The following is a 26,206-nucleotide window of genomic DNA, read 5'->3' as shown; positions in this document are numbered from 1 at the left end:
GATATTATTCGCCTGGGCCGCGTACAGACGGTTTTTTTCCAAACACTAACGAGCTCGGCTCTCGCTCCACCTCTCGGGCCACACGAGTCAACGTACTCGTGAGTTGTCTGAGCTCCGTCACTAATAAACCGGCTTCAGGCAGAGTTCGCCGCGTGAATTGCTGGAGCTCGGGTCTGGCTTCATTGACGACCATTCCCACGGTCTTGCTGGTGCGAGCTAGTTCGTCCGTCGCCGTACCGAGCGCCGCGACACTTTTGTTGATTCCCGCGAGCAAGGCAGGAACCTGCTCATTCAACGATGCCGTCAGCTTGACCAGATTGTCAGCGCTTTTTGCTGCACCATTCAAGCTCTGCTCGATCTGAGTCTTATGAGCCACAACGGTCTGGGCGACATCTGAGAGGTCTTTGATCGTTCGCTTCAAGGCCGTCCGATTCTCCTCATCGAGCACATCTGCCGCCCCCTTTGCTGCCAAGTCCATATCGGCAAGGAGCTTGTTCAGACCCTTCTCCGACAGCAGGCGAGAAACCGCATCGTCCAATCTGAAGAAGAGAGAGGGACCGGTCTTGATCACTGGATAGTCTTGCCCTTCCAGGACCGTTAAGGGCGGAGCGTCTCGACTTCCTCCTTTTAGATTGATGGTGGCCAGACCGGTGAGTCCTTGGGTCTCGAGTACGGCAATCGTATCGGTTTTGATCGGTGTCCCGCGCACAATATCCAGCGTCAGCAGCACTTCCTCCGGATTGTCGGACTTCAAGGCGATGGCCTTCACCCGGCCCACATCGACACCCCGATATTTGACAGTCGAATCGACGCTTAACCCTGCGACTGACTCCTGCATATGGGCCGAATACCGGTCGTACGAACCTCGATAGTCCGTCTTCCCTAACCACAAAATGCCGGTTAGGACAGCCGCTCCCAGAAAGAGCACAAACGAGCCGACGAGAATGTAATTGACCTTTGGTTCCATCGTCAGTCCGTCGCTGGAGCTACCCGATCTGTGGTTCTATTCGTCATTCGACATGCCTCATTCGTCAATCACGTGGGAGGTGTCCAACCTGTTTTGCTTACCGCTCAACCCCTCGCGCCCTCATTCCAGGCCGCCTGTTCACTGGCCGCACGCCCACGAGGACCATGAAAGTATTCACGAATAACGGGGTCGGCTGATTGGGAGAGCTCCTGCATCGTTCCGACCCCCAGCACTTTCCCACAACCCAACACTGCGACGCGATTCGTGATCCGCCACAGGGAATCCAAATCGTGCGTGACCATGACCACCGTGAGCCCCAAGAATTTCTTCAATGAGAGTACGAGATCATCGAAGCCCGCCGCAATGATGGGATCAAGCCCGGCTGTCGGTTCATCAAGAAACAGCAACTCGGGATCCATGACAATCGCTCGGGCGAGCGCGGCCCGCCGTTTCATGCCCCCGCTGAGCTGGTTGGGGAACTTTCCTGCGCTATCCGGTGGCAAATCCACCATCGCAATTTTCGCAGCCACAATATCATGGATCAGCTCTTCACTCAGCGTCGTCCGTTCACGCAACGGCACCGCGACATTCTCTGCCAGCGTCAATGAGCTGAACAATCCCCCCTGCTGAAACATCACACCGAAGCGGCGGTAGATTGGGTGACCGTCACCACCTTCCAATTGTCGGCTATCTAATCCAAACAGCCGTATCGTTCCGGCCGAGGGCGTGATCAGGCCGATGATCTCCCGCAAGAGCGTGGTCTTGCCGCACCCGTTGCCTCCGGCAATCGCGAAGATTTCTCCCCGTTGTATGGACAGACTGACGTCCTCATGCACGACGGTCTGTCCAAACGTCGTCGCGACGTGGCTCACGTCGATCACCGGTATCTCAATGTTCGTAACCGACGGCATCAGAAACTACCTCTTATCACGTTGCTCGCAGATCGCTACAAACTTAGAGACCCAGGATGTTCAAAAAGACCGTCCAGCAAGGCGAGAACGCCGCTGGCGGGCTTTTCAACATCCTGCTAGAGATCCCACCAATTGAGCAAGATACTGCAGAGTGCATCGAAGACGATTACGAGAAAAATCCCCTGCACGACACTGATGGTGGTGTGTCGGCCGACGTCGTCGACACCACCTCTGATCTGAAATCCTTGATAACAGCCCACCAAGGCGATGATCGCTGCAAAGAATGGCGCCTTCCCTAACCCAATCAGAAAATGTCGCATCGAAACCGCTTCCTGGAATCGAGCGACAAACTCGACGAAACTCACATTGAGTTCCCCCAACGCGATCAACATGCCGCCGAATACGCCTACGACATCCGCATACACCGTTAACAGAGGGAGCGCGATGACCAGGCCAAACGCTCGCGGCAGCACGAGCAAGTTCATGGGTGAAATACCCAGCGTCCGCACCGCATCCAATTCTTCCGTGACCTTCATCGTACCGATCTCCGCCGCATAGGCTGACCCGGAACGGCCGGCGATGAGGATCGCCACGATCAATGGCGCAATCTCTCGCAACAGCGAGATACCGACCAGATCCACGATGAAAATGTTCGTGCCGAACTTACGGAGTTGTTCTGCACCCTGATAGGCAAACACAACACCGACCAGAAACATCAGGAGGCCTGTGATCGGCAAGGCCCGCACACCATCCACTTCCACGATCCGCAAGAGCGCCCGCCATCGAATGGAGCCGGGCCGTATCAGTGATCGGCCAAAGGCGATGGTGCTTTCCCCGATGAATGCGAGGGCATGAATGGCGGATGCCTGTCGAGAACGCAGAATACCGGTCAACCATTCCATCCATCCCACGTCAGGGGTGGGATCTCGCTCAATCTGAGGCCATTGCGCCTCCATCAGCTGTAGCAACTCGGCAAATGCCGGTTTTAATCCTTGCTGAAAGGTCTGCTGACCCTTACGACGCACCCCATTCAAGTAGCGTTGTAATAAGAGCGCGCCGCCTGTATCCATGGCGGTCACCTCCTCAGCATCGTACACAATCGTTGGTGCTGTGGGCCATTGAAGCGTTTGACCTCGCCGCTCAAGCTGGGCCAAGTGTGGGAGCGTCCACGGCCCTCGGCAGTGGATGACATTGCCCTCGACAGAGATGGTTGCCTGCTGATTCACGGGTTTCACTCCGTCGGTTGGCGCTGGGCTGAGAGATTCTCCATAACGACCTTCAGTTCCGCGCCCGTAATCACCTCGCGTTCCAACAACAGTGTGGCCCCCTGTTGCAGAGCGGCTTTGTTCTCCTCCAGCAAGGACTTCACCCGTCCGTACTGCTCGTCAATGATCCGCCTCACTTCACAATCGATTTCACGCGCAGTCTCTTCGGAGTAGTCCCCTCGTTCCGACGCAACCGGAAGTTGGAGGAATTGAGACTGTCGTTCTCGCTCCAAGGTGATCGCACCGAGCTTCTCGCTCATTCCATAAACCTTCACCATACTTTTCGCAATGTCGGTAGCCTTGAGCAGATCATTCTGCGCCCCCGTGGAGGCTTCCCCAAAAATTGTTTCTTCAGCGATCCTCCCACCGAGTAGCACGGCAACCTTATTCTCCAATTCCGATTTCGTCATCAGAAACCGGTCTTCTGTCGGAAGTTGCAAGGTATAGCCAAGAGCCGCCACGCCGCGCGGAATGATCGAGATCTTCTGTACCTGATCCATCCCTGGCAAGGACATGGCGACGAGGGCATGACCCGTCTCATGGTAAGCCACCCGCTCTTTCTCCATCTTATTCAGGACGCGATTCTTCTTCTCCAAGCCGGCAATGACTCGCTCGACCGCCTCCTGCAATTCTGAAAAACCGACCTGATCCTTGCCGCGCCGCACCGCCAGCAACGCCGCCTCATTGATGATGTTCGCCAAATCTGCTCCGGAGAACCCGGGCGTCATCGCAGCGATGTTTTCCAGATCCGCGTCGGGGCCCAGTGTCACCTGTTTGGCATGCACACGAAGAATGGCAAGGCGACCGATCTTGTCCGGACGGTCCACCACCACATGACGATCGAATCGGCCGGCCCGCAGCAACGCAGGATCAAGAATCTCGGGGCGATTGGTCGCGGCCATGAGAATGACGCCGATGCGAGGATCAAAGCCGTCCATCTCGACCAGCAGCTGATTGAGCGTTTGTTCCCGCTCCTCATGCCCCATGGGCCCCGCGCCACGGGCTTTTCCGAGCGCATCCAACTCATCAATGAAAATAATGCAGGGGGCTTTCAGCTTGGCCTGATCGAAGAGATCACGGACCCGGGCCGCCCCGACCCCGACGAACATTTCGACGAACTCCGAGCCGCTGATGCTAAAGAACGTCACCCCAGCCTCACCGGCCACCGCACGAGCCAGCAACGTCTTGCCGGTCCCGGGTGGACCGACAAGGAGTATGCCCTTGGGAATCTTGCCGCCAAGTTTGGTGAACTTCTCCGGCGTCTTCAGGAACTCGATCACCTCACCCAGTTCTTCTTTGGCTTCGTCCACCCCGGCAACATCCGCGAACGTGACCTTAATGTCCTTCTCGACGTAGATCTTCGCTTTGGATTGCCCCACCTGCATGAAGCCACCCTGAGCCTGTCCAAATCGTTTTAGAATGAAGAACCAGATACCGACGAAGAGAGCAACCGGGATCACCCAGGATAAAACATCACGCCAAAACGTGGATTCAATGACACCGGTGAACGTAACCCCGTGTTGGTTGAGTTCGCGGACCAGGTCTGGATCGTCGACGCGCACGGTCGTAAAGGCTTTCTGCTCTTTGGATTCGCCTTCGGCCTTCAACTTGCCGGTCAGGATGCGGCTGGTCACGGAGACTTCCGCCACTTTCCCAGTCACTACCAAACTCTTAAACTGACTGTAGGGAAGCTCCTCGACCTTATTCAGGGCAAGGATGAAATCATGTACGAGCACCACGGCCATGATGGCGAGGAGCACGTACCAAATGGAAAAGGAGGTTGTTTTATTCATCGTTCTGAATCCTTTTCAAGAATACGGGGGTCGCGACCTGAGAGCCGCTAAAACATGAAGTAGGCCCCAAGTCCTATCGATTCGATCTTCTGGTTGAAGAATTGTCCATATGGATTATGGCCGTGGAAATAGGTCGCCATGATCCGGAAACGACGGTGGGAACCCGTCCGGGACCATTCAACCCCCCCGAGCACATTGGTGTCGATGATCCACTCGTGTGTTTGTATCGACTTGAAATCCGCCGATAGCACGGGTGTCACGATCACCTGGTTGAGGAACGGTTCCAAAATCCGCGTTCGCATCGAAGGAGCCCGTGCTTCGAATCCCCACTGGATCTTCCCGCGGTCGATGATGGTCGGTTCGCGATGGACCAAATACCCTCCTCCTCCGTAGAGGCGCAGCCATCGGTAGTCGTAGGAAAGGATCGCGTCCACCTCCTCAAGAATAAACGTGATCGCCTTGAATCCTGGGTTGGCCGCCAAAAACTCATCGCCGATGTGGCTGCTTTGGTGATAATAGCGCAGTCGTGCGGACCAATTTCCAGAGCGCCATGTAATCGGGATCCCGACATTAAAGTCCGTGTTGATCAATTGGGCGTTCTTTTCATCTAAGTCGAATTGAGCAAAAATTCCGGTGAGCAGGCTGATCTGCCACCCATTGCATCCTTCCCGCCTTGTATAAAAGCCAAAGTTTTCTCCAATCGCCACCGACCCGATGTTGGAGTTGGTGCGGTCGGTGCGCGATCGCGTTGATCGCCAGTTCGCAAAGAACTGCGGTTGCTTGGGATCCGCCATGAGCGGGCGAAAGACATCGTCGGAAGGAAACGCTTCCCCTATAGTTTCCCCATCAGTTTTCTCATAGCTCTGCCCATACCGACAATCAAGCAGCTCCTTCGGCTTCAGATCATCCGGCTTCTTGTTATTTGAATCATCCGCATAGGCTGGTCCTACCAGCAGACACATAAGAGAAAGTATTCCAACAATCCATCGATCGCAAGACAGCACCCTCCGGCCCATTCCTTTCCTCCACTGTGATATTCTTAAAAGAGGCACACTGTACGCTGTACACAGCTCTTTTCGATAGCATATTTACGAGAAGACATTCATGTGTTTTTGGAGGGTGGTTGGCTGAATTCACAAGGCCTGGTTGAACAGACCTCGGATGAGACCACCCTCTGTGATGTTTATCGAGTTGTCTTCTGAACAGACGTTCGGCTCCCACTCCACTTCCACTGGCTGATCTCCGGCATGTCTTCGCCATGCTCCGCAATGTACTGTTTGTGTTCGATGCGTTTGTCACGAAGCGCCTGCTTGGCATAGTCGGCCCGAGAGCCACGCAGCGGGATCCGGTCGATGACATCAGCAACGAGATGAAAGCGATCCAGATCGTTCATCACCACCATATCGAACGGGGTCGACGTAGTCCCTTCTTCTTTGTACCCTCGCACATGCAGGTTCTTGTGATTGGTTCGCCGATAGGTCAATCGGTGGATCAGCCAGGGATAGCCGTGGAACGCGAAGATAATCGGCTTGTCCGTCGTAAACAGCGCATCGAAATCTTTGTCGGACAATCCGTTCGGATGTTCAGTGGAAGGTTGCAGCTTCATGAGATCCACCACGTTGACCACTCGCGCTTTCACGCCTGGCAGATAGGACCGCAGTAAGGAGACGGCCGCCAGCGTTTCCATCGTCGGTACATCGCCGCAACAGGCCATGACCACGTCCGGTTCACCGTTCCGATCGTTGCTGGCCCATTCCCAAATGCCGATCCCGGCTATGCAGTGTTTCACCGCAGCATCCATGTCGAGCCATTGTGGTGCCGACTGCTTGCCGGCCACGATGACGTTCACATGGTTGCGACTGCGTAGACAGTGGTCGGTGACAGACAGCAACGTATTGGCATCGGGTGGCAAATAGACCCGGATCACCTCGGCTTTCTTGTTGACCACGTGATCGATAAACCCAGGATCTTGATGGCTGAACCCATTGTGATCCTGCCGCCAGACATGGGAGGACAACAAATAATTCAGTGAGGCAATAGGTCGTCGCCATGGAATGTGGTTACAGACCTTGAGCCACTTGGCATGTTGGTTGAACATCGAGTCGATAATGTGGATGAAGGCTTCATAGCAGGAAAAGAAGCCGTGCCGGCCCGTCAACAGATAGCCTTCCAACCATCCCTGGCACTGGTGCTCACTCAGCATCTCCATCACCCGTCCGTCCGGCGCTAGGTGATCATCGTAGGAATGGCGTTCTGCCATCCAAGCACGATTGGTGACGTCCAAGACATCCTGCCAGCGGTTGGAATTGTTCTCATCCGGGCTAAAGAGGCGGAAGTTCCGGTGCTCCATATTGATCTTCATCGTGTCCCGTAGAAACGCTCCCATGATGCGGGTCGCCTCGGCTTCAACGGCACCAGGCTTCTTCACGGCGACGGCATACCTGCGGAAATCCGGCAAGCGCAGATCTTTCAACAGCAGTCCGCCGTTCGCATGAGGATTGGCGCTCATGCGTCGATGTCCCTTAGGGGCGAATGCGGCTAGCTCAGACTTGAATCGCCCCGACTTGTCGAACAGGTCCTGAGGCTTGTAGCTTTTCATCCATTGCTCAAGAATCTTGACGTGTGCCAGTTTGCCCATGTCACCCATCGGGACTTGATGGGATCGCCAGGAGTCTTCCGTCCGCTTGCCGTCGATCTGCGGAGGACAGGTCCAGCCCTTTGGCGTGCGGAGCACAATCATGGGCCAGAGCGGGCGCTGCACAGCCGTCGCTCTGCGCGCGTCAGCCTTAATCCGTTGAATGTCCTTCACGACCGCATCGAGCGTCGCCACCATGAGCCGATGCATGGCCAGAGGATCGCGTCCTTCGACAAAATAGGGTTGATAGCCGTAGCCGCGGAAAAGGTGATCGAGCTCGTCATGGCTGATACGGGCCAAGACTGTGGGATTGGCAATTTTGTACCCGTTCAGATGAAGAATCGGCAGGACCACCCCATCGGTGACTGGGTTGAGAAACTTATTGGAATGCCAACTCGTCGCCAGTGGGCCGGTCTCCGCCTCACCGTCGCCCACCACACAGGCGGCAATCAGATCTGGATTGTCGAACACCGCGCCATAGGCGTGGGAAAGAGAGTAGCCCAATTCACCACCCTCGTGTATGGAACCAGGCGTCTCCGGCGCCACATGGCTGGGAATGCCACCGGGAAACGAAAACTGTTTGAACAATCGTTTCATGCCTTGCTCGTCTTGCGAGACATCCGGATAGACTTCGCTGTAGGTCCCTTCGAGGTAGGCGTTTGCGACCAACCCAGGTCCGCCGTGGCCGGGACCGGCGATATAGATCATATTGAGATCGTGTTGCGTGATGATGCGGTTCAGATGCACATAGATAAAATTCAGGCCCGGCGTCGTGCCCCAATGGCCGAGCAGACGTGGCTTGATATGAGTCCGCGCGAGCGATTTCTTGAGTAACGGGTTGTCGTAGAGATAGATCTGTCCGACCGACAGATAATTGGCCGCTCGCCAATAGGCGTCCAATTTCTTTAGTTGGTCCTGATTCAACATCTTCGGCTTTGTTCGTGGCATCGTCCCCTCCTACTGCTTCGTCACGACTCGGCGCTGATCATCTCTAGCACGGACCGGGCAATCTCACTTTCTTCATCCGTATGAATGACTCGCACGGTCACCCTACTGCCTTCGCTAGAAATCACGGCCTCATCGGCCTCGTTGCGCGTAGAATCGATGGCGATACCGAGAAATTCCAATCCTTCACAGATCCTCGCTCGTACGATCGGCGAGTGTTCTCCAATACCCGCACTGAAGACCAGTGTATCCAACCCGCCCAAGGCCGCAGCCAACGAACCGATGGCTTTTTTCGCGTGATAACAAAACAGCGCGACCGCCTCGGCTGCTCTGGCATCGTTCCGTTCCTCCTTAAGGAGATCGCGCATATCGGAACTGGTCTCCGAGACCCCGAGCAAGCCAGACTCGGCGTTGACCATCCGATGGAACCGATCCACGGTCATGCCTTCCGTACGAGCCAGATAGGACACAAGGCCAGGGTCGAGATCCCCCGATCGGCGGCTCATCGGCAGGCCGGAGGTCGGCGTAAAACCCATGGTCGTGTCGACCGCTCGTCCATTTTTGACCGCCGCCATGCTCGCGCCATTGCCAAGATGAGCCATGATGACGCGACCGCTGACTTCGTGTGGCGCACCGACCCGCTCTAGTTCTCTCATGAGAAAGGCATAGGACAGGCCATGAAATCCGTATCGTTGAAGGCCCAACTTTTCATACCGTCGGGGAATCGAGAAGAGACGAGCCACACGCGGCATGTCGCGGTGAAATGCCGTGTCGAAGCAGGCGACTTGCGGGAGATGCGGGTACCGTTGCGCAAACCACTGGATTAATTCGATCTCACCCGGGAGATGTTCTGGATCGCTGGAACTCAACCTCTGCAGCTCGTCCATCACAGCCGACGTCAGTGGTTGTGGAGCACGATAGTGCTGGCCACCATGCACGACCCGATGTCCGATCGCGACCACTGGACAGTGTCTCAACCGGTCGGCGATACAAGTTAGCAGGAGCTGAATGCAGGCAGCATGGTTCGGAGCGTCGACCGACTGAGGCCCGATGGTGCCGGCTCCCTCAGGCGCCCAGCTCAGTGTTGCTTCCGGTGATCCGATGCGATCGATCGAACCCGTCAGCTCACGAACTGGAGCCGTCCCGATGCGAAAGAGCGCAAACTTGAGCGTCGACGATCCTCCATTGATCACCAAAATCGAGCCGATAGGATCAAGCTGTGTCATGGTTATCCTTGATGCCTAGTCTATACAGTATCTGCTTCAACTGCGATATCGATACTCCTAACACCCACAGATAACATTATTGTCGATGGTAGCGTGGGAGGCCTGCGCGCAGGGGAAACTTGGGACAGAGAGAACACCACCACTGTCGCAGAAGGCAACAGGTCAGGGGATTAGGTGTGTGTAGTTTGAGGAGAACTGTGCGCGCCCTTTTGGCTGCTCTTCCACTATGCGAGGGAACAGCGACCGGGCGAGCCAACATCGAGGCTCTTGTCGACCGCCTGATAAATCGCATGGGGCAGGTGTGCATGCGCCGTTCCCTTGTCGAGCAACAGGCAGGCACCGGCATCCAAGAATGCTTCTCGATTTCCATTTCCGACGTAAAATGAGAGGCCAATGACCTGTAGGTGTGGATGCTTTCGCATGATGGATTCTGTCGCTTCAATACCGTTCATTCTCGGCATGTGAATGTCCATCACCACGACATCGGGCTTGAGCAGGTCTATCAGCTTCACTGCCTCTTCCCCATCCCTGGCCTCACCCACCAATTCAATGTCGAGATGATGGCTCAAATAGTTCCGTAATCCTTGTCGGACGAGGAAGTGGTCGTCCACCAGAAGCACGCGAATAGATTTCATCTTCGTCCGGTCAGCGATGGAACTCTGCGCATGGGAGACTGCATATGTCGGCATACGGCTCTCCTATTGGCTCATCAGGCTAAGACATGAAAACGGTTTGAAGCCTGAGCCTGAACGATTGTGCTCATGGATGGGCCTCTAATGGATTCTCCTTCTTACTTTCTTACTACTAGTGACTAATCTAGAAGAAAGAAGACTTCTTATGAACTAGGCAATGGCCCAGCTTTCGATGAGAACCTTGCCAGAGTCTGAGTTAGAGACATCCCAGACGGGAGAGGTTACAGTTGATCACTCGCGAGACCCTGCGTGATGGCGTAGCGCATCAATTCCGCTGTCGTGTGCAGATTTAGTTGCCTCATGAGGCAGGTCTTGTGAAATTCTACCGTTTTGACCGACACATGGAGTAGTGCGGCGATCGCTTTAGTCCCCTTGCCTTCGCCGATTAACTGTAAGACTTCACGCTGCCTCGGAGTGAGTGCTACTGCGGAACCTTTGAGCGCTGGTGCCTCTTCTCGCTCCAGCGTCTGCGCAAGCACCGGCTTGGTGATCGAGGGCGTCAAATATTGCTGCCCCTTCAGCACGGCCTCAATCGCCAGCGGCAGCTCCATGGGGGCCGACCGCTTCAGGAGATAGCCGCTCGCGCCGACGTGGAACGCCTCCGTCACATAGCTCGGGCTCGTATGCATGGTCAGAAAAATGAGCTTGGCCGAGTGATGGAGCTTCTGGATCTGACGCGCGGCGTCAATACCATTGAGCAACGGCATGCTGATATCCAGAAGGATCAGGTCTGGCTCCAAGCGCTGAGCCGCTTCTACCAGTGCCCGGCCGTCTTCTACCGCACCGACGACCTCGCAGGTCTCTTCGACCAGCCGACGAAGACCGGCGAGCATCAAGCTGTGGTCGTCGGCTAAGAGCACCCTCGGCCTCGGCGTCACTCCATTCATTGTTGTGCTCACATCTGGATCAGCATCGGTTGCTCGCTCGGAGTCCACGCGTCTATGGACGCGATCTCCTATCGGACATCGGGAAGCGGGACCCATGCATGCACTTCCGTCCCGTCACCTGGGCGCGTCCTGATGTGGAACGTGCCCTCCGCCAAACGAACCCGCTCTTCCATGCTGAGGAGTCCGAGCCCACGACTGCGGGCTTCCTTCCCGTCAAATCCTTTCCCATTATCGAGGATACAGACCCCGACTCCTTTGGACGTCCCAAGCAATCGCACCACAACTGTCGAGGCCTCGGCATGCTTCAGCACATTTTGGAGGGATTCTTGCGTCACGCGATAGAGGCAGGTGGCCATCTCGATGGGAATCGCTTTCGACACGTTTCGCGAGACGTACCGAACGGCAAGCACCGTGCGCTGTGCAAACTCGTGGGTATGATCCTGAATCGCCGCTTCGAGGCCTAGATGTTCCAGACTGGAGGGGTGGAGCCGGTAGGCGAAGGTGTGGACGTCATCCGCAAGCCGTTCGGCCGCCTCTCGAACATTCCGACAGTACGGCAACAGGTCCGGCGTAGACTGACACAATCGTTCGAGCGAGCCGGCATCGACCGCAAGACTGGCAAGCCGTTGCGTGATATCGTCATGCAGGTCGCGCGCAATGCGTTGTCGTTCGAGCTCTTGCGCCGTGAGCAGTTTCGAGGTCAGCTTCTCCAGTTTCGTCTGATGTCGGCGCAATTCCTCCTCGGCTCGCTTGCGCCTGGTGACGTCGATCTGGAAACCGATGAGCTCAACCGGTGCGTCGGCCTGATCGTGAAGGATGCGCACCTCATCGTGCAACCAGCGATACCTCCCGTCTCGATGACGAAATCGGTATTCATAGACATGCCGCCCCTGTTTAAGAACGGTTGATAAATTGGCAAGCACCTGCGAGCGATCGTCGGGATGAAGACGGGTGACCCAAAAGTCCGAATGTTCCACAAAATCATGTGGGCTGTAGCCAAGTTGCTCGACGACGTTCTCGCTGATGAATGTCGTGCTGAAGTCACCGGTGGTTCGACGTGCATAGAGTACCATCGGGGTGGATTGTAATAGTAGCTGTTGTCTCGCCTGCACAGTGCACAAGGCCGCCGTGCGTTCGGCGACTCGCTGTTCGAGCAGCTCGTTGAGCTCACGCAGTGCTCCCTCGGCTTGTTTGCGTTCGGTGATGTCACTGCCGATCGTCAGCAAACATCGTTTTCCGTTGAGGGTGATCAGATCGGTTGAGATGAGGAAGTGACGCAGGTCTTTATTCTTCATCCGCATCGACACTTCAGCATTCCTGACCGAACCTTCTGATCGAAGTCGAGCGATCAACTTGGCCCGTTCTTGAGGATCAGGCCAGATCCCCAACATCAGCGTCGTCTTCCCAATCACCTCGTGTCGCTGAAATCCATAGATCTGGAGGCAGGCATCGTTGATAGCAAGACAGCGCCCGGTGTCCAGTTCCGTGATGCCGATCGGGTGTGGACTTAAACGAAAGGCCTTGTCGAAGAGGTCTTCTTTCGGCTCGATCTTACCGGAGTGCGGGCGCGTGCTGGTTCGCCCACGCACAGCTCGTCGGCTCGGACTGTTCTTTGTGGATTTGGAGGGCATAGGCCAGCCTCCAATTCTAGGCCTGGAGTCACGGCCGAACAAGAGCGTGGACGCTCATCATGAAAAACAACTCTCGTTCCTAGTAGGAGAATCGACCAAACCAAGGCCAATCCCTAGCTTCCTCACAGTCGGGTCCCGATCGCAGCTGCCTCTCTCCAATTCTAAGCGCTATACACGGCTGGAACTACCCGTGACCGTTCGAAGCGAGAGACGGTATCTCTCCGTTTCCCAGCGTCGCATGATTACCCTCAGGACTTGACCCTCGTGGCCTCCCCATCACATGGTAGTACAGCACCGGAATCACGACGAGGGTCAGCAATGTCGAAGCGCCGACACCAAAGAGCAGCGAGACAGCCAGCCCTTGGAAGATGGGATCGAGAATGATGACGAAGGCCCCTACCATCAATGCCGCCGCAGTCAGTACGATGGGACGCGTCCGAATCGCGCCCGCCTTGATGACGGCTTCTGACAATGCAACCCCCGCCCGTTCTTGCAGCTGAATGAAATCGACCAGGAGGATGGAGTTCCTCACAATGATGCCGGCGAGCGCGATGAAGCCGATCATGGACGTGGCGGTGAAGTACGAACCGGTCAACCAATGCCCAGGCAGAATGCCGATCAGCGTGAGCGGGATAGGAGCCATGATGATCAACGGAGTCATGAACGATTGGAACTGCCCAACGATCAGGAGATAGATCAGCAACATCGCCACGGCAAACGCAATCCCCATGTCGCGGAATGTTTCATACGTGATGTGCCATTCGCCATCCCACTTCATGGCGATCTTCTCTTCCGACCACGGCTGCGAGGCATAGGACTGCTCGATCTGATATCCTTCTGCCGGTCGAAACTCTTCCAGCTTTTTCCCCACTCCGAGAACACCGTACACGGGACTTTCTGCTTGCTCTGCTCCTGGGCCGCCGACATCCGCGACCACGTAGACCACCGGCTTTTGGTTCTTGTGATAAATTGCTTTGTCTTGGACTGTTTGCTCAAGCTTGAGCAATTCTGACAGTTGGACGATGCTGCCGCCACTCGTCCGCAGCCCGATCTCACCCAGATGCTCTAGGCCGGTTCGCTCGGCGAGCGGCAGGCGGAGTACGATGTGAACTGGACTCTTCTCCTGAGGGATATGGACCAGCCCGACCTTCGTCCCCTGGAGCGCCATACGCAGCGTGTTCACAATATCCTCGGATGGAATACCGGCGAGGGCCGCTTTCGCCCGATCGACCGCGAAGACGTATTTCACTTGATCCGCCTCAATATAATCATCCACATCGACCACTCCTGGCGTGGATTCGAACAGCGTTCGAATCTCGCGAGCGACAGCGAGTTGCCTCCCGTAATCGGGACCGTAGACTTCGGCCACCAGCACTGATTGCACAGGCGGCCCCGGCGGCACTTCGACGATCTTCACGTTCGCTCCGTATTCACGAGCGATCTGTTGCACCGGTGGGCGAATCCGTTGAGCGATCTCATGACTTTGGGAGGCTCGGTCCTGTTTCGCGACCAGATTGAGCTGAATGTCGGCCTCGTGAGGCTGTTCCCTCAAATAGTAGTGGCGTATCAAGCCGCTGAAGTTAAAGGGCGACGCCGTGCCGACATAGGCCTGATAATCCCGCACTTCCGGTATCGTCTTCACATATCGTCCCAGCGCCTGCGTGACCCGTGCGGTCTCTTCAAGTGTCGTCCCTTCCGGCATGTCGATCACCAGTTGGAGTTCACTCTTGTTATCGAAGGGGAGCATTTTCACCACGACATGACGGGTGTAGAACAACAGGGTCGACGCCACGAGCAACAGTCCAATAATCCCTAGAAAGGCATACGCAAGCATCGGATGGGCCAGTAACGGAGAAAGGACTCGTCGATAGATTCGGGCCGTTATTCCATGTTCGTCGCCTTCATGATCGACACCCGAAACGACGACTCCCGGGCGATAGCAGGTCTGGCAAAACCAAGGAATCACGACGAACGCGACCAGTAGCGAGAAGAACATGGCAATGGAGGCGTTGACTGGAATCGGTCTCATATAGGGTCCCATCAACCCGGACACGAACGCCATGGGCAGGAGGGCGGCGATGACGGTAAATGTCGCCAGGATCGTGGGATTGCCAACTTCGTCGACGGCATGGATAGAGGCTTCGTCATGGGGCCTGAGACGCATCTTCAGATGCCGGTAGGTATTCTCGACCACCACGATCGCGTCATCCACGAGGATGCCGATTGAAAAGATGAGGGCAAAGAGCGTCACGCGGTTAATCGTGTAGCCGATCAGCATCGACGTGAACAACGTCAACGCGAGGGTGAGCGGAATCGCAAGGGACACGACAAGAGCCGGTCTCGGTCCCAAGGCAACTCCAAGAAAGATCACCACGGCGACGACGGCGATGAGCAAATGCCACAAGAGTTCATTCGACTTCTCCTGTGCCGTTTCTCCGTAATCACGGGTGACCGTCACCCGCACGTCCGATGGAATGGTCACGCCTTTCATATCCTTGACTTTGCGGATCACGTCCGCGGCAACGGTCACTGCGTTCATGCTGGCCTGCTTGGCGATAGCCACGGTGACTGCGGGAAATTCGCGAAGCCTATCTCGTGAAGCGTCGTCTGTCAGTTCCGCCTCACGTTTGACGTGTGACGTTTCACCGGCGCTTCCGGCACCCAAACCGAACCAGACATAGCTCGTCGCTTCCGCCGAACCATCTGTCACATCCGCCACTTGGCGTAGATATACCGGGCGCTGCTCACTGACACCGACCACCAATCTCTCCAGATCTTCGCGTGACCGGATGAATCGGCCAGTCTCCACGAGCAAACTTTGATTGCGGCTCTCGAAGCGGCCGGTCGACAAGGCCCGATTCTCTCCGCGCACAACGGTCGCAATCCGCAGAGGCGTCAGTCCGTAGGCCTTCAATCTGGCCGGATCGATCTGGATGCGTAGCTCGCGCGGCCGTCCGCCGACGATGAACCCGGCCGAGGTACCAGACACCTTCTTGACCTCCTCCAATACCTGTTCGGCCAGGCGATGAAGCTCGAATTCTCCGTAGCGAGCACTGGAGAACGTGAGGGTGACGATCGGCACGTCGTTGACATCCTTAGGCTTGACCAGAAAGGGTTCGGCACCAGGCGGCAAGAGATCTTGGTTCGACATCAACTTGTCGTAGAGATCGACCAGGCTCTGTTCCATCGGCTGGCCGACATAGAAGCGAACTATAATCAACGCGCCACCGGGACGCGAGATCGAGTAGACATACTCGACGCCTTTGATCTCGGAGAGTTTGCGCTCGAATGGTTTCGTCAGTTGTTCTTCAACGACCTTGGCGGACGCGCCGGGAAACGGCAGCCAGACATCGGCCATCGGAACCACGATCTGCGGTTCCTCCTCACGAGGCGTGACGGCCACAGCAAAGAGACCCAGCAACAACACGCCAAGAATGATGAGCGGCGTGAGCTTGCTATGGATAAAGAGGGCCGCGATGCGGCCTGAAAGGCCTGGTCGGTAGTCTGTCATTGGTCAACCGTCGTTCGTATCTCCGACGTGCAGGACGGATCGTGGCTAGATAGGTTTGCTGAACCCCACCATGCTGAAGGAGAAGATACGCATCACGGGGTTCGTCCCAACAGAGAGGCCGCCGTCTCTACAATCTCCACCGTGACTCCATCAACTCCCTGATGTCCGCCCACCAACACTCGTTCACCCACGTTGACGCCAGAGAGAATCTCCACATCCTTCTCGAAGTGCCGTCCGATTTTGACCCACCGGAGTCGCGCAATCCGATCCTCCCCAACAACAAAGAGGCTGGTGAGTTCACCCCGCTCGACGACGGCTGTTGATGGGATGAGCATGGTTTGAGTTGCGCCTGTATCAAGCTGGAACCGACCGAACATGCCGGTCTTCAGTCCGACTGTCCTCGGCAAATCAACCTTGACCATAAAGGTGTGCGTGTGCGGGTCGCCGGCAGGCAGAATTTGACTGACAAGACCGGCCAAGGCTTGGCCTCCCAAGGCATCAATGACGACCGGAATATTGTTCCCGCGAGAAACCGACTTCAGATCTCCTTCCGCTACCGTGGCTTCCAGACGAAGATGTAGAGGATCTTCCATTTTGAGTAGAGGCTGACCTGGTGAAGCTAATTCTCCTGCCTCCACTTTTTTCTCGGTGATAATGCCATTGAATGGAGCTCTTACCATCGTATAGCTCAGTTGAGCCTCCACCGTTCTGCAATTGGCGTCCGCCACGCTATTCCCTCTGGTTGCATTTTCCATTTCCTGCTTCGAGACCGCATCTTGAGCATACAGCTGGTTCATACGGTCGAGGTGCGCCTTTGCATTGTCGACCTCCGCATTGGCACGGGCCAAATCTGCCTGGAGGTCTCTGCTGTCCAGCTGGATCAAGAGCTGCCCCTTGGAGACCTTCGAGCCTTCCCGAACCAGTAAGGTATCGATGGTTCCTTGGATACGACTGGAGAGCGTGGCTTGGAAGATCGGAGCAACTTGGCCGGTCACTTCAACGCGAATCGGCACCGAAGTCTGTTGGACCTCGAATACCACAGCCTGAATAGTCTTCTGTGGAGCAGCTGACACCACCGTGGTGGCCGGCTCTTCTTTGGATCCGCAGCCAGCCAACAGCAGCAACAGTACAACGAGTATCTGCTTCCCTGGACTGAACCTTATTTGGACGATACTCCCTGATCCATCTCTCACATAGAAGGGATTGTGATCGAAGTAGACCTTTCGAGTCTCAATCATGTTCCGAAGGGTCTGCTCAGTCTCGAACGCGTCTTTCAGATCCAAAGGGATTGTCATGTGTATTGCACCAGATCCGGAACGGCGTACCCATCATTCAAGAATAAGACAACTCACCAGAAAGTCACGCTTATTCTTGCACGCCGAGCTTGCGCAGGAAGGCCATCATCGGACACCAGCCGGTAAAGGCCGATTGGATGAGATTCACCGCCACAAAGGCAGCGAAATAATTCCAGTAGGGGTGGACGGTCGCGCCCAAAATGACCGAGGCCAGCACAAAGACACCGGCAATCAACCGTAAACGTTCGTTGAGTTTCATCAGCGTCCTCCTTTCCTCTCGCCTATGTGAGGCACCGGTTGAGGAAAGGATTCAGGCTGGGAGGGGCCTTAACCCAATGACTTCTCGCTTCCCCATTGTGATTGCATCGAGAGTCGCCTTCTCAAAATTTTGGCTCTTCTCCTCTCTTCCTGGTTGTCCATCGTTGACAGCTACTCGCTCGCTTTGAATCTATACATGTCATGACAGGTCGTACAGCGGGCCATCATGCTCGACAGCCGTTGTAAAATCTGTTGGGGTGTCTCATTCTGTATAATTGCATCGGCCAACGCATCCATGTCTTTGTGGATCGACATGCCCATCTGCTTAAACGGCAGCGGCAGCTTGGCCATGATGGCCGGCTCCGTATCCGCAGCCATGTGCATTCCGACGGCCCTGGCCGCTGCTTCCATTTGCTTCAGATCAGGCTTCGGCTCTCCCAGTTCCCTGACGACGCCGTCCACGGCTTTCAAAAGGTGTCGCATTTCCGCAAGGATGTGATCGCGTTCAGCGGCTGCCAGCAGTATTTCCGTGCGGCCGTCGCTTCCCTTCGCCGTCAAACCCTTAACAAAGAACCATCCCAGAACAGCGATGGTCATGATCCAGAGAACAACGGCCACCATGCACCAGCGCGATTTCATGTCTGTTGCTTTGCCTTTCTGCTCATTGTCGGAGCAATACCCGCCATCTCTCTACACAATTAAGCCAGCTCTTCGACCAGTCAGTTCGTGTAGATTGCAAGGAGGGAACCGTGGGGTGGGTCAAGAGCACCTAACATTCAGCCTTTGAAATTGACCAGTTCCGCAGAACGATACCAGCAATGATCGACAAGAGTCGCCCTTTGCGACAGGAGCCGCCGAACCTTTGTCCCAGAAGGCGACAGTCTGAGTTTGGAGGAGGAAGGCCAGATATGAGGAACAGAGATAAGGCTCTCATAGCCGGCATGGTGTTCCGTCTCAGGGTGATTGGTTCCCTTCATGCTGCAGACCAACCGGGAGAGACTCTCTATACTCGCCGAAGCCCTATAGCGAACCCACATTCATCAACCATCAACCTGCAAAATGTGGTCGTTCGCTCAGTCTTCTTTATGCTTAGGTCACGTTATGGTATCTTTCCGACCATGAAGGCTGTATTCACGACGACGGTCGGTGCTCTGTACCAATAGGCAAGGCCCACTGCCATAAAGCAGTCACAAGTAGGAGGGACGCGTTGATGAGACAGACGCTAGGGGTGCTGGGTTTTGTCATATGTTTGAACATGACCGCCAACTCCATGGCGGCGCCGGCGGCCGAGACTGGTGAGCAGGACTTCGCCAAAGGGGAAAATCTCCTAAAGAACAAACAGTATGCCGAAGCGCGCGCGACGTTGGAGGCAGGGCTCATCAAGAATTCGTCTCATGTGCAGGCTCATTTCAACCTGGCTGAGGCCTGCCGGGGATTAGCAGCCTGGGACTGCGCGGAAGAACATTACGAGACCGCGTTACATCTGGATGCGAAATCCAGGATCACGGGGACGAGGGAACCACGGTTAAGTAAAATGAAGGTGTGGCAGTCGCTGGAGGAAGTGACAGCGTGGCGCTTGCTGGAGAAAGCGAAGAGTCTGCTGGCCGGTGGGCAGGCTCAGCCCGACAAGAGGAAGCAGGCGGAGGAGGCCCTGGACGGCGCTCATGAGCTGGGCCTCAATAACGAGCAACAGGCCGTCTATCAACAATTACAAGCGAAATTCCCTGGGCGACGGTCGACTACCTCGCCGGATAGTCTGAAACCAGACAGGTCAGCAGGAGAGGCGTTCCCAACCGATCCCCGCAGCGTACCGATGGCGCTGGTGCCAGCAGGGGAATTCACGATGGGGAGTACCCTGAAAGCGGACGAAAAGCCCGTGCATCGCGTCTACCTCAACGCCTTCTCCATGGACAAGTATGCGGTAACGGTGGGACAGTATGCCAAGTATTTGGAGGCGACGGACGTGGAGGCACCACCGGAATGGGACATCATGCACCAGCCCCAACATCAGAAGCGGCCAGTCGTGAACGTCAGCTGGTCGGATGCAGCCACGTACTGCAAATGGGCCGGCAAGCGTCTGCCGACCGAAGCCGAGTGGGAAAAGGCGGCACGAGGAACGGATGGCCGCCTCTATCCCTGGGGCAACGAGCCACCCACCAGGCTTCACGCCAATTTCGGCAAGAAGGAATGGGCTTATCATATGGCCTTAGTTCCGGTGGGGATGTTCGAATTAGGCAAGAGCCCCTACGGTATCTACGACATGGCCGGAAATGTCTGGGAATGGGTCAACGACTGGTATGACCATGACTATTACAGAAAGAGCCCAACGAAGAATCCTCAAGGACCGACAACGGGCAAGTCTAAAGTCGTACGGGGCGGTAACTGGCTGTATGTTCAGGAGTCTCTGCGTTCCTCGTTCCGTTTCAATGCCGATCCATCTGGTCGGCAATTCGGCTACGGGTTTCGCTGCGCAAAGACTCCATAGCTTTTTGATGGTCTCGATCGAGGCATCCCATCTGCTCGCGATGAGGGACGCCATTCCCTGGTTTCTCCAGCACCCCAGAACTGATTGGACAGGCGGCGCCGGGCCGCACTTCGACGATCCTCACGTTGGCTTCGTAAACCACGGATCTCTTGCACCGGCGGACAAATCCTCTTGGGATTTCATGAATATGGGTGTCCCGTCCTGCTTCGCGACAGTCCTGCCAGTTCCGAACACGCTGCGTGAAGTGGAATGCACTGGGGGTCTCGAATGGAAGCGAGGCACCTTACGCGAGTTCGATGTTGATTGAAATACTAATAGTGAGTAACAATAGGCGTTGTAGGAGGCTAGGAATGCAATGATGCCTTATCAGGGCACCCAAGAGGCAAGTGTTGAACATAAGAGTTGAATTGAACGGTACAACATACTCACCTAGGAGACGTCGACCGCGATAAATTGAGAAAAACATTGCATCGTCATCACACAGATAACAGCGAGCTGTGCACCAGATCGGACATGCTGAAGCCAGGGCAAAGGAAACGCGATCCGGTCCACCTAATGCTCAGGTAGCTGTAGCCTGAGATCTAATTAATTTCATAGACATCAAGAATTTTCCGCAGAAAGTGACGCGGAAATGCCAAGACAACCGACAACCCTTGCGAAGCTGACCCGCCCGAAACTCTTCGGTGTCGTTCCTCGTGACCGATTATTTGGGCTGTTAGATGAAGAGCGCCGTAACCGTTCGGTCGTATGGATTGCCGGCCCACCAGGCGCAGGAAAGACCGCGCTGACAGCGAGCTATCTTGAAACGCGCAAGCTGCCGGGTATTTGGTATCAGGTTGACGGTGGTGATGCCGATCCTGCAACATTTTTTCACTATCTAGCGCTGGCTGGTCGCACGGCGGCAGGCAGAAAGCGCCTACAGTTGCCGGTTTTGACGCCTGAGTTTGCGTCCGACCTCTCAGGATTCACAAGGCGCTTCTTCCGCGAACTCTTTACCGGCCTGCGAACAACTACAACACTGGTTCTAGACAACTACCAAGAAGTCAACTCAGAGTCTCCTTTTCACAGCGTCATCCAAGGAGCAGTGCTAGAGCTTCCTACCGGAATCGACCTCATCGTCATCAGCCACATCCCACCGCCGCCTCAGTATGCACGGATTCTCGCTAACAACTTCGTTGGGCACATTAGTTGGGACGAGCTGCGCTTAACGCTTGAAGAAACGACCGCTATCGCCGGCGCCGTTAAGGGGCCTAGTGACGAGAAACTGCTTCATTCACTACATAATCAAACTAATGGGTGGGTTGCCGGATTGATGCTCATGCTGGATCGATTCAAGCGAACGAGGCTGATCAACCATTCTACCCAGTCCGAAACTATGGAATCCGTGTTCAACTACTTTGCCGGACAGATGTTCGATCAAGCGACCGTGGAGTTGCGAGAATTTCTGATGCGCACTGCTATTCTGCCGCAGATGACGGTGAGCATGGCGATGGAGATCAGTGCTAATCCCCAGGCGAGTGACTTGCTTAAAGACCTGTATCGCCGTCGGCTGTTTATCAACCGTCGAGGTGGTGAGGAGATCGAGTATCAGTACCACGGTTTGTTTCGTGAATTCCTATTGGAGCGAGCTCGCCACTGTTGGTCCCTGTCGCAACTATGTGCAATCAGACGTCTGGGAGCGGACCTCGCCGCGCAAAATGGCCAAACGGAAGCCGCTGCCACCCTGCTTGCCGAAGCGGAAGAATGGGGCGAGCTCACCCGGCTGATCTGCGACCACGCCGCCGCCTTGATCGCTCAGGGTCGGCATCAGGCCCTTGGTGGGCTAATTGCCATGTGCCCTCTCCCGGTGGTGCAGTGTGCGCCCTGGTTGCTCTACTGGCGAGGCCTCAGCCGTATGAATTTCGACCCGCGCGCAGCGAAAACAGACCTTGAGTTGGCCTACGGCGAGTTTGAGATCGGGGACGATAGTACGGGATTGTTCCTTACGTGTGGGGCGATCATGGAAGCTTATTTCTACGCAGAGGCTGAGATGACACCAGTGCTAGCATGGGCGGAAAAGCTCCAACAGCTCCTGGCTCGCCATGAAGGACTTCTATCGATCCAAACCGAGGGGAAGGTACTGGGCAGCCTCCAAGGGCTGATGTATGCGGCGCCACATCATCCACTGCTTGTCTCCCTGGAAAAGCGAGCTGAGGATTTTCTGCGATCCGCCGCCGATCCGCTAAGTCGAATTGGAGTCGCCTATACGTTTTTGCAACTTATTTTATGGCGTGGCGATTTCTGCAAAGCACGGCGGATCATGGCCGAAATGAATCCATTGTTAGGGACTGGGCCCATGCCACCGATATTGCTCGTCCTCTGGCGGGTGACGGAGGGAAATTATGCCTGGAACACAGCATCCCATCTGCTTGCCGAGGAAAAGTTTCGCGAAGGACTCCAGATCGCGCAACAAGCCGGAATGCCGCTTTTGGATTGCATGTTGTACGGGCTCAACACCTATAGCGCACTGGCTGGTGGGGACTCAAGAATGGCGCAAGCATATCTGGATAAGGCGGAAGCATCCAACAACTTTCAGCTTAAGCATGCGATTGCACAGTTCTGTTTTCTCAGAGCCGGCATTGCATTACTCCAAAATGATTTACCAAGTGCCCTTGCCAACGCATCAGAGGCAATGGAGGGGCACAAAGCGCTAGGGAGACCATTTTTAATAGCGATCAACCGCGTAGGCTTGGCTCAGATCTTGATTGAGTCCGGCGATGTGGAAAAAGCTCGCTGCCACCTTGAGAAGGCAATTCATTATGCCCGCACGATGAGAAGTTCACTGATAGAACATCAAGGCCTGCTCGTGGAAGCGTACTCATGGCTCAAACAAGGCGAAAAACACAAGGCACTGACACCATTGCGCGAGGGGCTGCAGATTGCGCGGCAAAACGATTACCTCGTTCTGGATCCATGGTGGCGCCCGCATGTCATGGTGCGTCTGCTTTCACAAGCACTCCAGTCCGAAATCGAAGTCGTATACGTCAAAAGTGTCATTCGGCGTCGTAATATTACTGGTGAATCGCCTGGCATAGAAACCTGGCCGTGGCCTGTCAAGGTGTACACACTGGGACGATTCGAAGTGCTGTGCGACGACAAGCCGCTCCACTCTTCGGGAAAGTCTCAACGCAAGCCGCTTGAATTGCTTCAATGCTTGTGTGCCTTTGGAGGACAAGCCGTGCATCAGGACCGTCTGACCGATGCCCTGTGGCCAGAAGCCGATGGCGATACCGCGGCACAGGCTCTTAGGACGACGCTGCATCGCTTGCGCAAACTCTTGCAACATGAGCAAGCGGTTCGGCTCGAGGACCGGCAGGTATCTTTAGACCCTGGCTACATCTGGGTCGATTGTTTGGCCTTCGAACACGCTGTAACGCAGGTTGGAACGGCTGATCGAGCGTCGTTGGAACGTGCGATGAGCCTGTATAAAGGCCATTTCCTTCAGGGTGACTCGGTGCCCTGGGCCTTGACCTTTCGCGAACGGTTACGCGCGCATTATATGAGCCTGGCAGAACGGCTTGGCGGAACCTTCGAGCAGAATGGCGACTTGACGAGCGCCGTCGATTGCTATCATCGGGCTTTTGAATTAGAACCAGTGGCTGAAACCTTCTGTCGCCGGATCATGATTATATATGCTCGGCTTGGCCGACGTGCTGAAGCGGTGGCCATCTACCAGCGATTCGGTCAATCCCTCCGATCTCGCTTGGGCATGAATCCCACGCAAGAAACCCAAGCTCTCTATCAGGCATTGTCTAAAAACTGAGCTTGCCGAGTTCTCGTCCTCGCTCGGAAACCTTTCCGGCAGGTGAGGTTAAAGCATTCATCCCTTGATCCCCCGTCGAGTACTGCGGGAATGTCGGTACACCCTCCCCTAATCCAGGATAAATCTTTCAATCCGTCACGCATCTGTAACGTCCACGCTGGTACGCTGGCCACGTGATGACAAACAAGTATGAACGTTCTCTGAAATAAATCGTTTTGACATATGTAGTCGATTCGAAAGGCGTCTGGGGCATCAAGAAGCAGGAGAGGAGATGACCTTACAAAAGGTTACAAGGGATAGGTGCGCTGACGGATCAGCCGCTGCCTCGCCGCATTGACTAAACTACGGCAATACTAACCATTCTCTTAGGAAGGAAACACATATGGGAACACGTCGAGCGCATCGGCTATCACTCGTATTCTATATGGCAATATTTCTCAGTTGTGAAGGCGATCTGTTCGCTGAGAAGCTGCCGGGATTATCAATTGATCAATTTTGGGACAAATCACCAGAAACCACTGACGATTACCGGAAAGAAGGCTTTGTTGCCGGTTACAGTAGGCCCAATTCCAAGCCAGAAAGGTCAGTGGTGCTAAGCAAAGATCGCGCAGACGCTTTCATTGATGGTTGGAAACAGGGGCAGAAAGCCAACATGTCGCTGTCTGCCCAGTTCAGGAAACAGTTTGAGACCTTGCCTACAATAGAACCAGGTATCCGTGGGGAGCGATACGATGAGCTTGAACGGCAGTACCGCGAGCAGTTGGAAGCCATATTCCATAAACATATGCCGCACACAGAAGTAGAAGAGACTGCGAGGATCCCCATCGTAGTACCGGGACGTGGGGTGAGGTAGGCAACCTATGCTCCAGACTTATAGTTTGCAGCACTATTAGCCTGTCGCGCCCAATGCATAAGGCGAATCGGTTGACTGAGCAATAGGGAAGACCATGGACGTAACACGTCGATTGGTATTCGTGCTTCTAGCAACATTTACGCTTACTCCAGCATACGGCCAAAACGTGCTCTTTCTAACCATAGATGATTACCCAAGATATGGCATTAAATTGAAACCGGCACAACGAGAAGAGTTACGTAGAGTGGCAAAAGGCATTACAGGGGCATTGGTCACGGGCGCTGACGTGAGTGTATCCGTGATCGGTCATGCCGATTTCGATGCTAAAGGTCGAGACTTCGAGATTGATGTAAGCCGTAAGCGAGCCTTAGGTGCACAAGCTGCGCTAGAAGATCTTGTCAAAGAAGAATCGGCAAATGTGGGGTTGCCGGTCTCCCGCCTTCAATCTGTGCATTATAGTTCCGTGGGTCTTGGGACGGCCCATTCTCAATTTTCGACGCCAGCCACTGAGAATGAGCGTATGGCGAATCGTCGCGTAGATTTTACGTTCTTGGTAGCGCCCCCCTTACCCGTAGCATCGGAAACAAGTTTTGCGCGGTGCGTGAAAGCGTTGATGGGAGGCGCTCCACCAGGGCCTGTCCGTAGAATGACGTGCGCTTGCAATAAATTCCTTCAACAGTCGCCTCACGTTCAAGATAGCCACTATGATTTCCGTGCTCGCCAACAATTACCGGCACTCGCTAACCTCTCACCACATGATTTGGCTATAGCAGTGAGCTCGATGGTGCATCATATGCGACAAGATATCCGTGGATCCGATGAAGGCAGCCGTTCGGAATTAGAATTCTCGAACAGTTTGCGAAGCCTCGACGATACCGTGGGTCGCAACATCAATGATTTTGCTTCGCAGATGAATGCTGGGGCTGCAACGAGCGTCTTTGACAGGCTCGTCCTTGCAGACATTCAGGGTCGCATGAGCGATCCAAATCATGTCTACTCATGTTACGCAGGATACTCTCGCCGAAATCATGATCAGTAGTGATGTATGCC

At 55.1% G+C, this 26,206-nt stretch carries 18 protein-coding genes; 4 read left to right on the top strand and 14 right to left on the bottom strand.

The features are described 5' to 3' along the window. Positions 1-4: 4 nt before the first annotated feature. The 14 genes from E8D52_05720 to E8D52_05655 form a co-directional block, all read right to left on the bottom strand. Complete coding sequence (locus E8D52_05720) at positions 5-967, bottom strand: MCE family protein (GenBank protein TKB68511.1); 963 nt, start codon at positions 965-967, stop codon at positions 5-7. A gap of 104 nt (positions 968-1,071) precedes the next feature. After that, entirely contained in the window at positions 1,072-1,878 is an 807-nt protein-coding gene (locus E8D52_05715; protein TKB68510.1) for an ATP-binding cassette domain-containing protein, read from the bottom strand. Between the two features lie 116 nt (positions 1,879-1,994). Beyond that, positions 1,995-3,113: an ABC transporter permease gene (locus tag E8D52_05710; protein TKB68509.1), complete on the bottom strand. Its 1,119-nt coding sequence runs from the start codon at positions 3,111-3,113 to the stop codon at positions 1,995-1,997. Continuing rightward, positions 3,110-4,936 (bottom strand): ATP-dependent zinc metalloprotease FtsH, encoded by a 1,827-nt coding sequence (gene hflB, locus E8D52_05705; GenBank protein TKB68508.1) that lies wholly within the window; start codon positions 4,934-4,936, stop codon positions 3,110-3,112. The genes E8D52_05710 and hflB overlap by 4 nt, the downstream gene beginning before the upstream one ends. Before the next feature lie 47 nt (positions 4,937-4,983). Continuing rightward, positions 4,984-5,952, bottom strand: a complete 969-nt coding sequence (locus E8D52_05700) for a DUF1207 domain-containing protein (protein TKB68507.1) — start codon at positions 5,950-5,952, stop codon at positions 4,984-4,986. 167 nt (positions 5,953-6,119) lie between these two features. Beyond that, positions 6,120-8,519: a phosphoketolase family protein gene (locus E8D52_05695; protein TKB68506.1), complete on the bottom strand. Its 2,400-nt coding sequence runs from the start codon at positions 8,517-8,519 to the stop codon at positions 6,120-6,122. Positions 8,520-8,539: 20 nt separating this feature from the next. After that, positions 8,540-9,742, bottom strand: coding sequence for an acetate/propionate family kinase (locus E8D52_05690; GenBank protein ID TKB68505.1), 1,203 nt, complete (start codon positions 9,740-9,742; stop codon positions 8,540-8,542). A 224-nt stretch (positions 9,743-9,966) separates the two neighbouring features. Further along, positions 9,967-10,431 (bottom strand): response regulator transcription factor, encoded by a 465-nt coding sequence (locus E8D52_05685; protein ID TKB68504.1) that lies wholly within the window; start codon positions 10,429-10,431, stop codon positions 9,967-9,969. Positions 10,432-10,655: 224 nt separating this feature from the next. Further along, complete coding sequence (locus E8D52_05680; protein TKB68503.1) at positions 10,656-11,321, bottom strand: response regulator transcription factor; 666 nt, start codon at positions 11,319-11,321, stop codon at positions 10,656-10,658. Between the two features lie 68 nt (positions 11,322-11,389). Next, positions 11,390-12,952, bottom strand: coding sequence for a PAS domain S-box protein (locus E8D52_05675; GenBank protein TKB68502.1), 1,563 nt, complete (start codon positions 12,950-12,952; stop codon positions 11,390-11,392). A 184-nt stretch (positions 12,953-13,136) separates the two neighbouring features. Continuing rightward, positions 13,137-16,463, bottom strand: coding sequence for an efflux RND transporter permease subunit (locus E8D52_05670; protein TKB68501.1), 3,327 nt, complete (start codon positions 16,461-16,463; stop codon positions 13,137-13,139). 92 nt (positions 16,464-16,555) lie between these two features. Next, on the bottom strand, positions 16,556-17,758 hold the full coding sequence (locus E8D52_05665) for an efflux RND transporter periplasmic adaptor subunit (GenBank protein TKB68500.1): 1,203 nt from the start codon (positions 17,756-17,758) through the stop codon (positions 16,556-16,558). Between the two features lie 70 nt (positions 17,759-17,828). After that, on the bottom strand, positions 17,829-18,017 hold the full coding sequence (locus E8D52_05660; GenBank protein ID TKB68499.1) for a DUF2892 domain-containing protein: 189 nt from the start codon (positions 18,015-18,017) through the stop codon (positions 17,829-17,831). A gap of 170 nt (positions 18,018-18,187) precedes the next feature. After that, complete coding sequence (locus E8D52_05655) at positions 18,188-18,655, bottom strand: hypothetical protein (GenBank protein TKB68498.1); 468 nt, start codon at positions 18,653-18,655, stop codon at positions 18,188-18,190. A gap of 571 nt (positions 18,656-19,226) precedes the next feature. Between E8D52_05655 and E8D52_05650 the strand changes: the two genes are divergently transcribed. The 4 genes from E8D52_05650 to E8D52_05635 all read left to right on the top strand — a co-directional run bounded on the left by E8D52_05650 (position 19,227) and on the right by E8D52_05635 (position 26,195). After that, positions 19,227-20,501, top strand: coding sequence for a hypothetical protein (locus E8D52_05650; GenBank protein ID TKB68497.1), 1,275 nt, complete (start codon positions 19,227-19,229; stop codon positions 20,499-20,501). 631 nt (positions 20,502-21,132) lie between these two features. Then, the gene (locus E8D52_05645) at positions 21,133-24,303 is read left to right on the top strand and encodes a hypothetical protein (GenBank protein TKB68496.1); all 3,171 of its coding nucleotides are present in this window, start codon (positions 21,133-21,135) and stop codon (positions 24,301-24,303) included. Between the two features lie 382 nt (positions 24,304-24,685). Further along, positions 24,686-25,156, top strand: a complete 471-nt coding sequence (locus tag E8D52_05640) for a hypothetical protein (GenBank protein TKB68495.1) — start codon at positions 24,686-24,688, stop codon at positions 25,154-25,156. A 94-nt stretch (positions 25,157-25,250) separates the two neighbouring features. Then, on the top strand, positions 25,251-26,195 hold the full coding sequence (locus E8D52_05635) for a hypothetical protein (GenBank protein TKB68494.1): 945 nt from the start codon (positions 25,251-25,253) through the stop codon (positions 26,193-26,195). Positions 26,196-26,206: the final 11 nt, after the last annotated feature.

This window comes from Nitrospira sp., assembly GCA_005116745.1.
Classification (GTDB): Bacteria; Nitrospirota; Nitrospiria; order Nitrospirales; family Nitrospiraceae; genus Nitrospira_D.
This window is presented reverse-complemented; position numbering and strand designations above follow the sequence as displayed.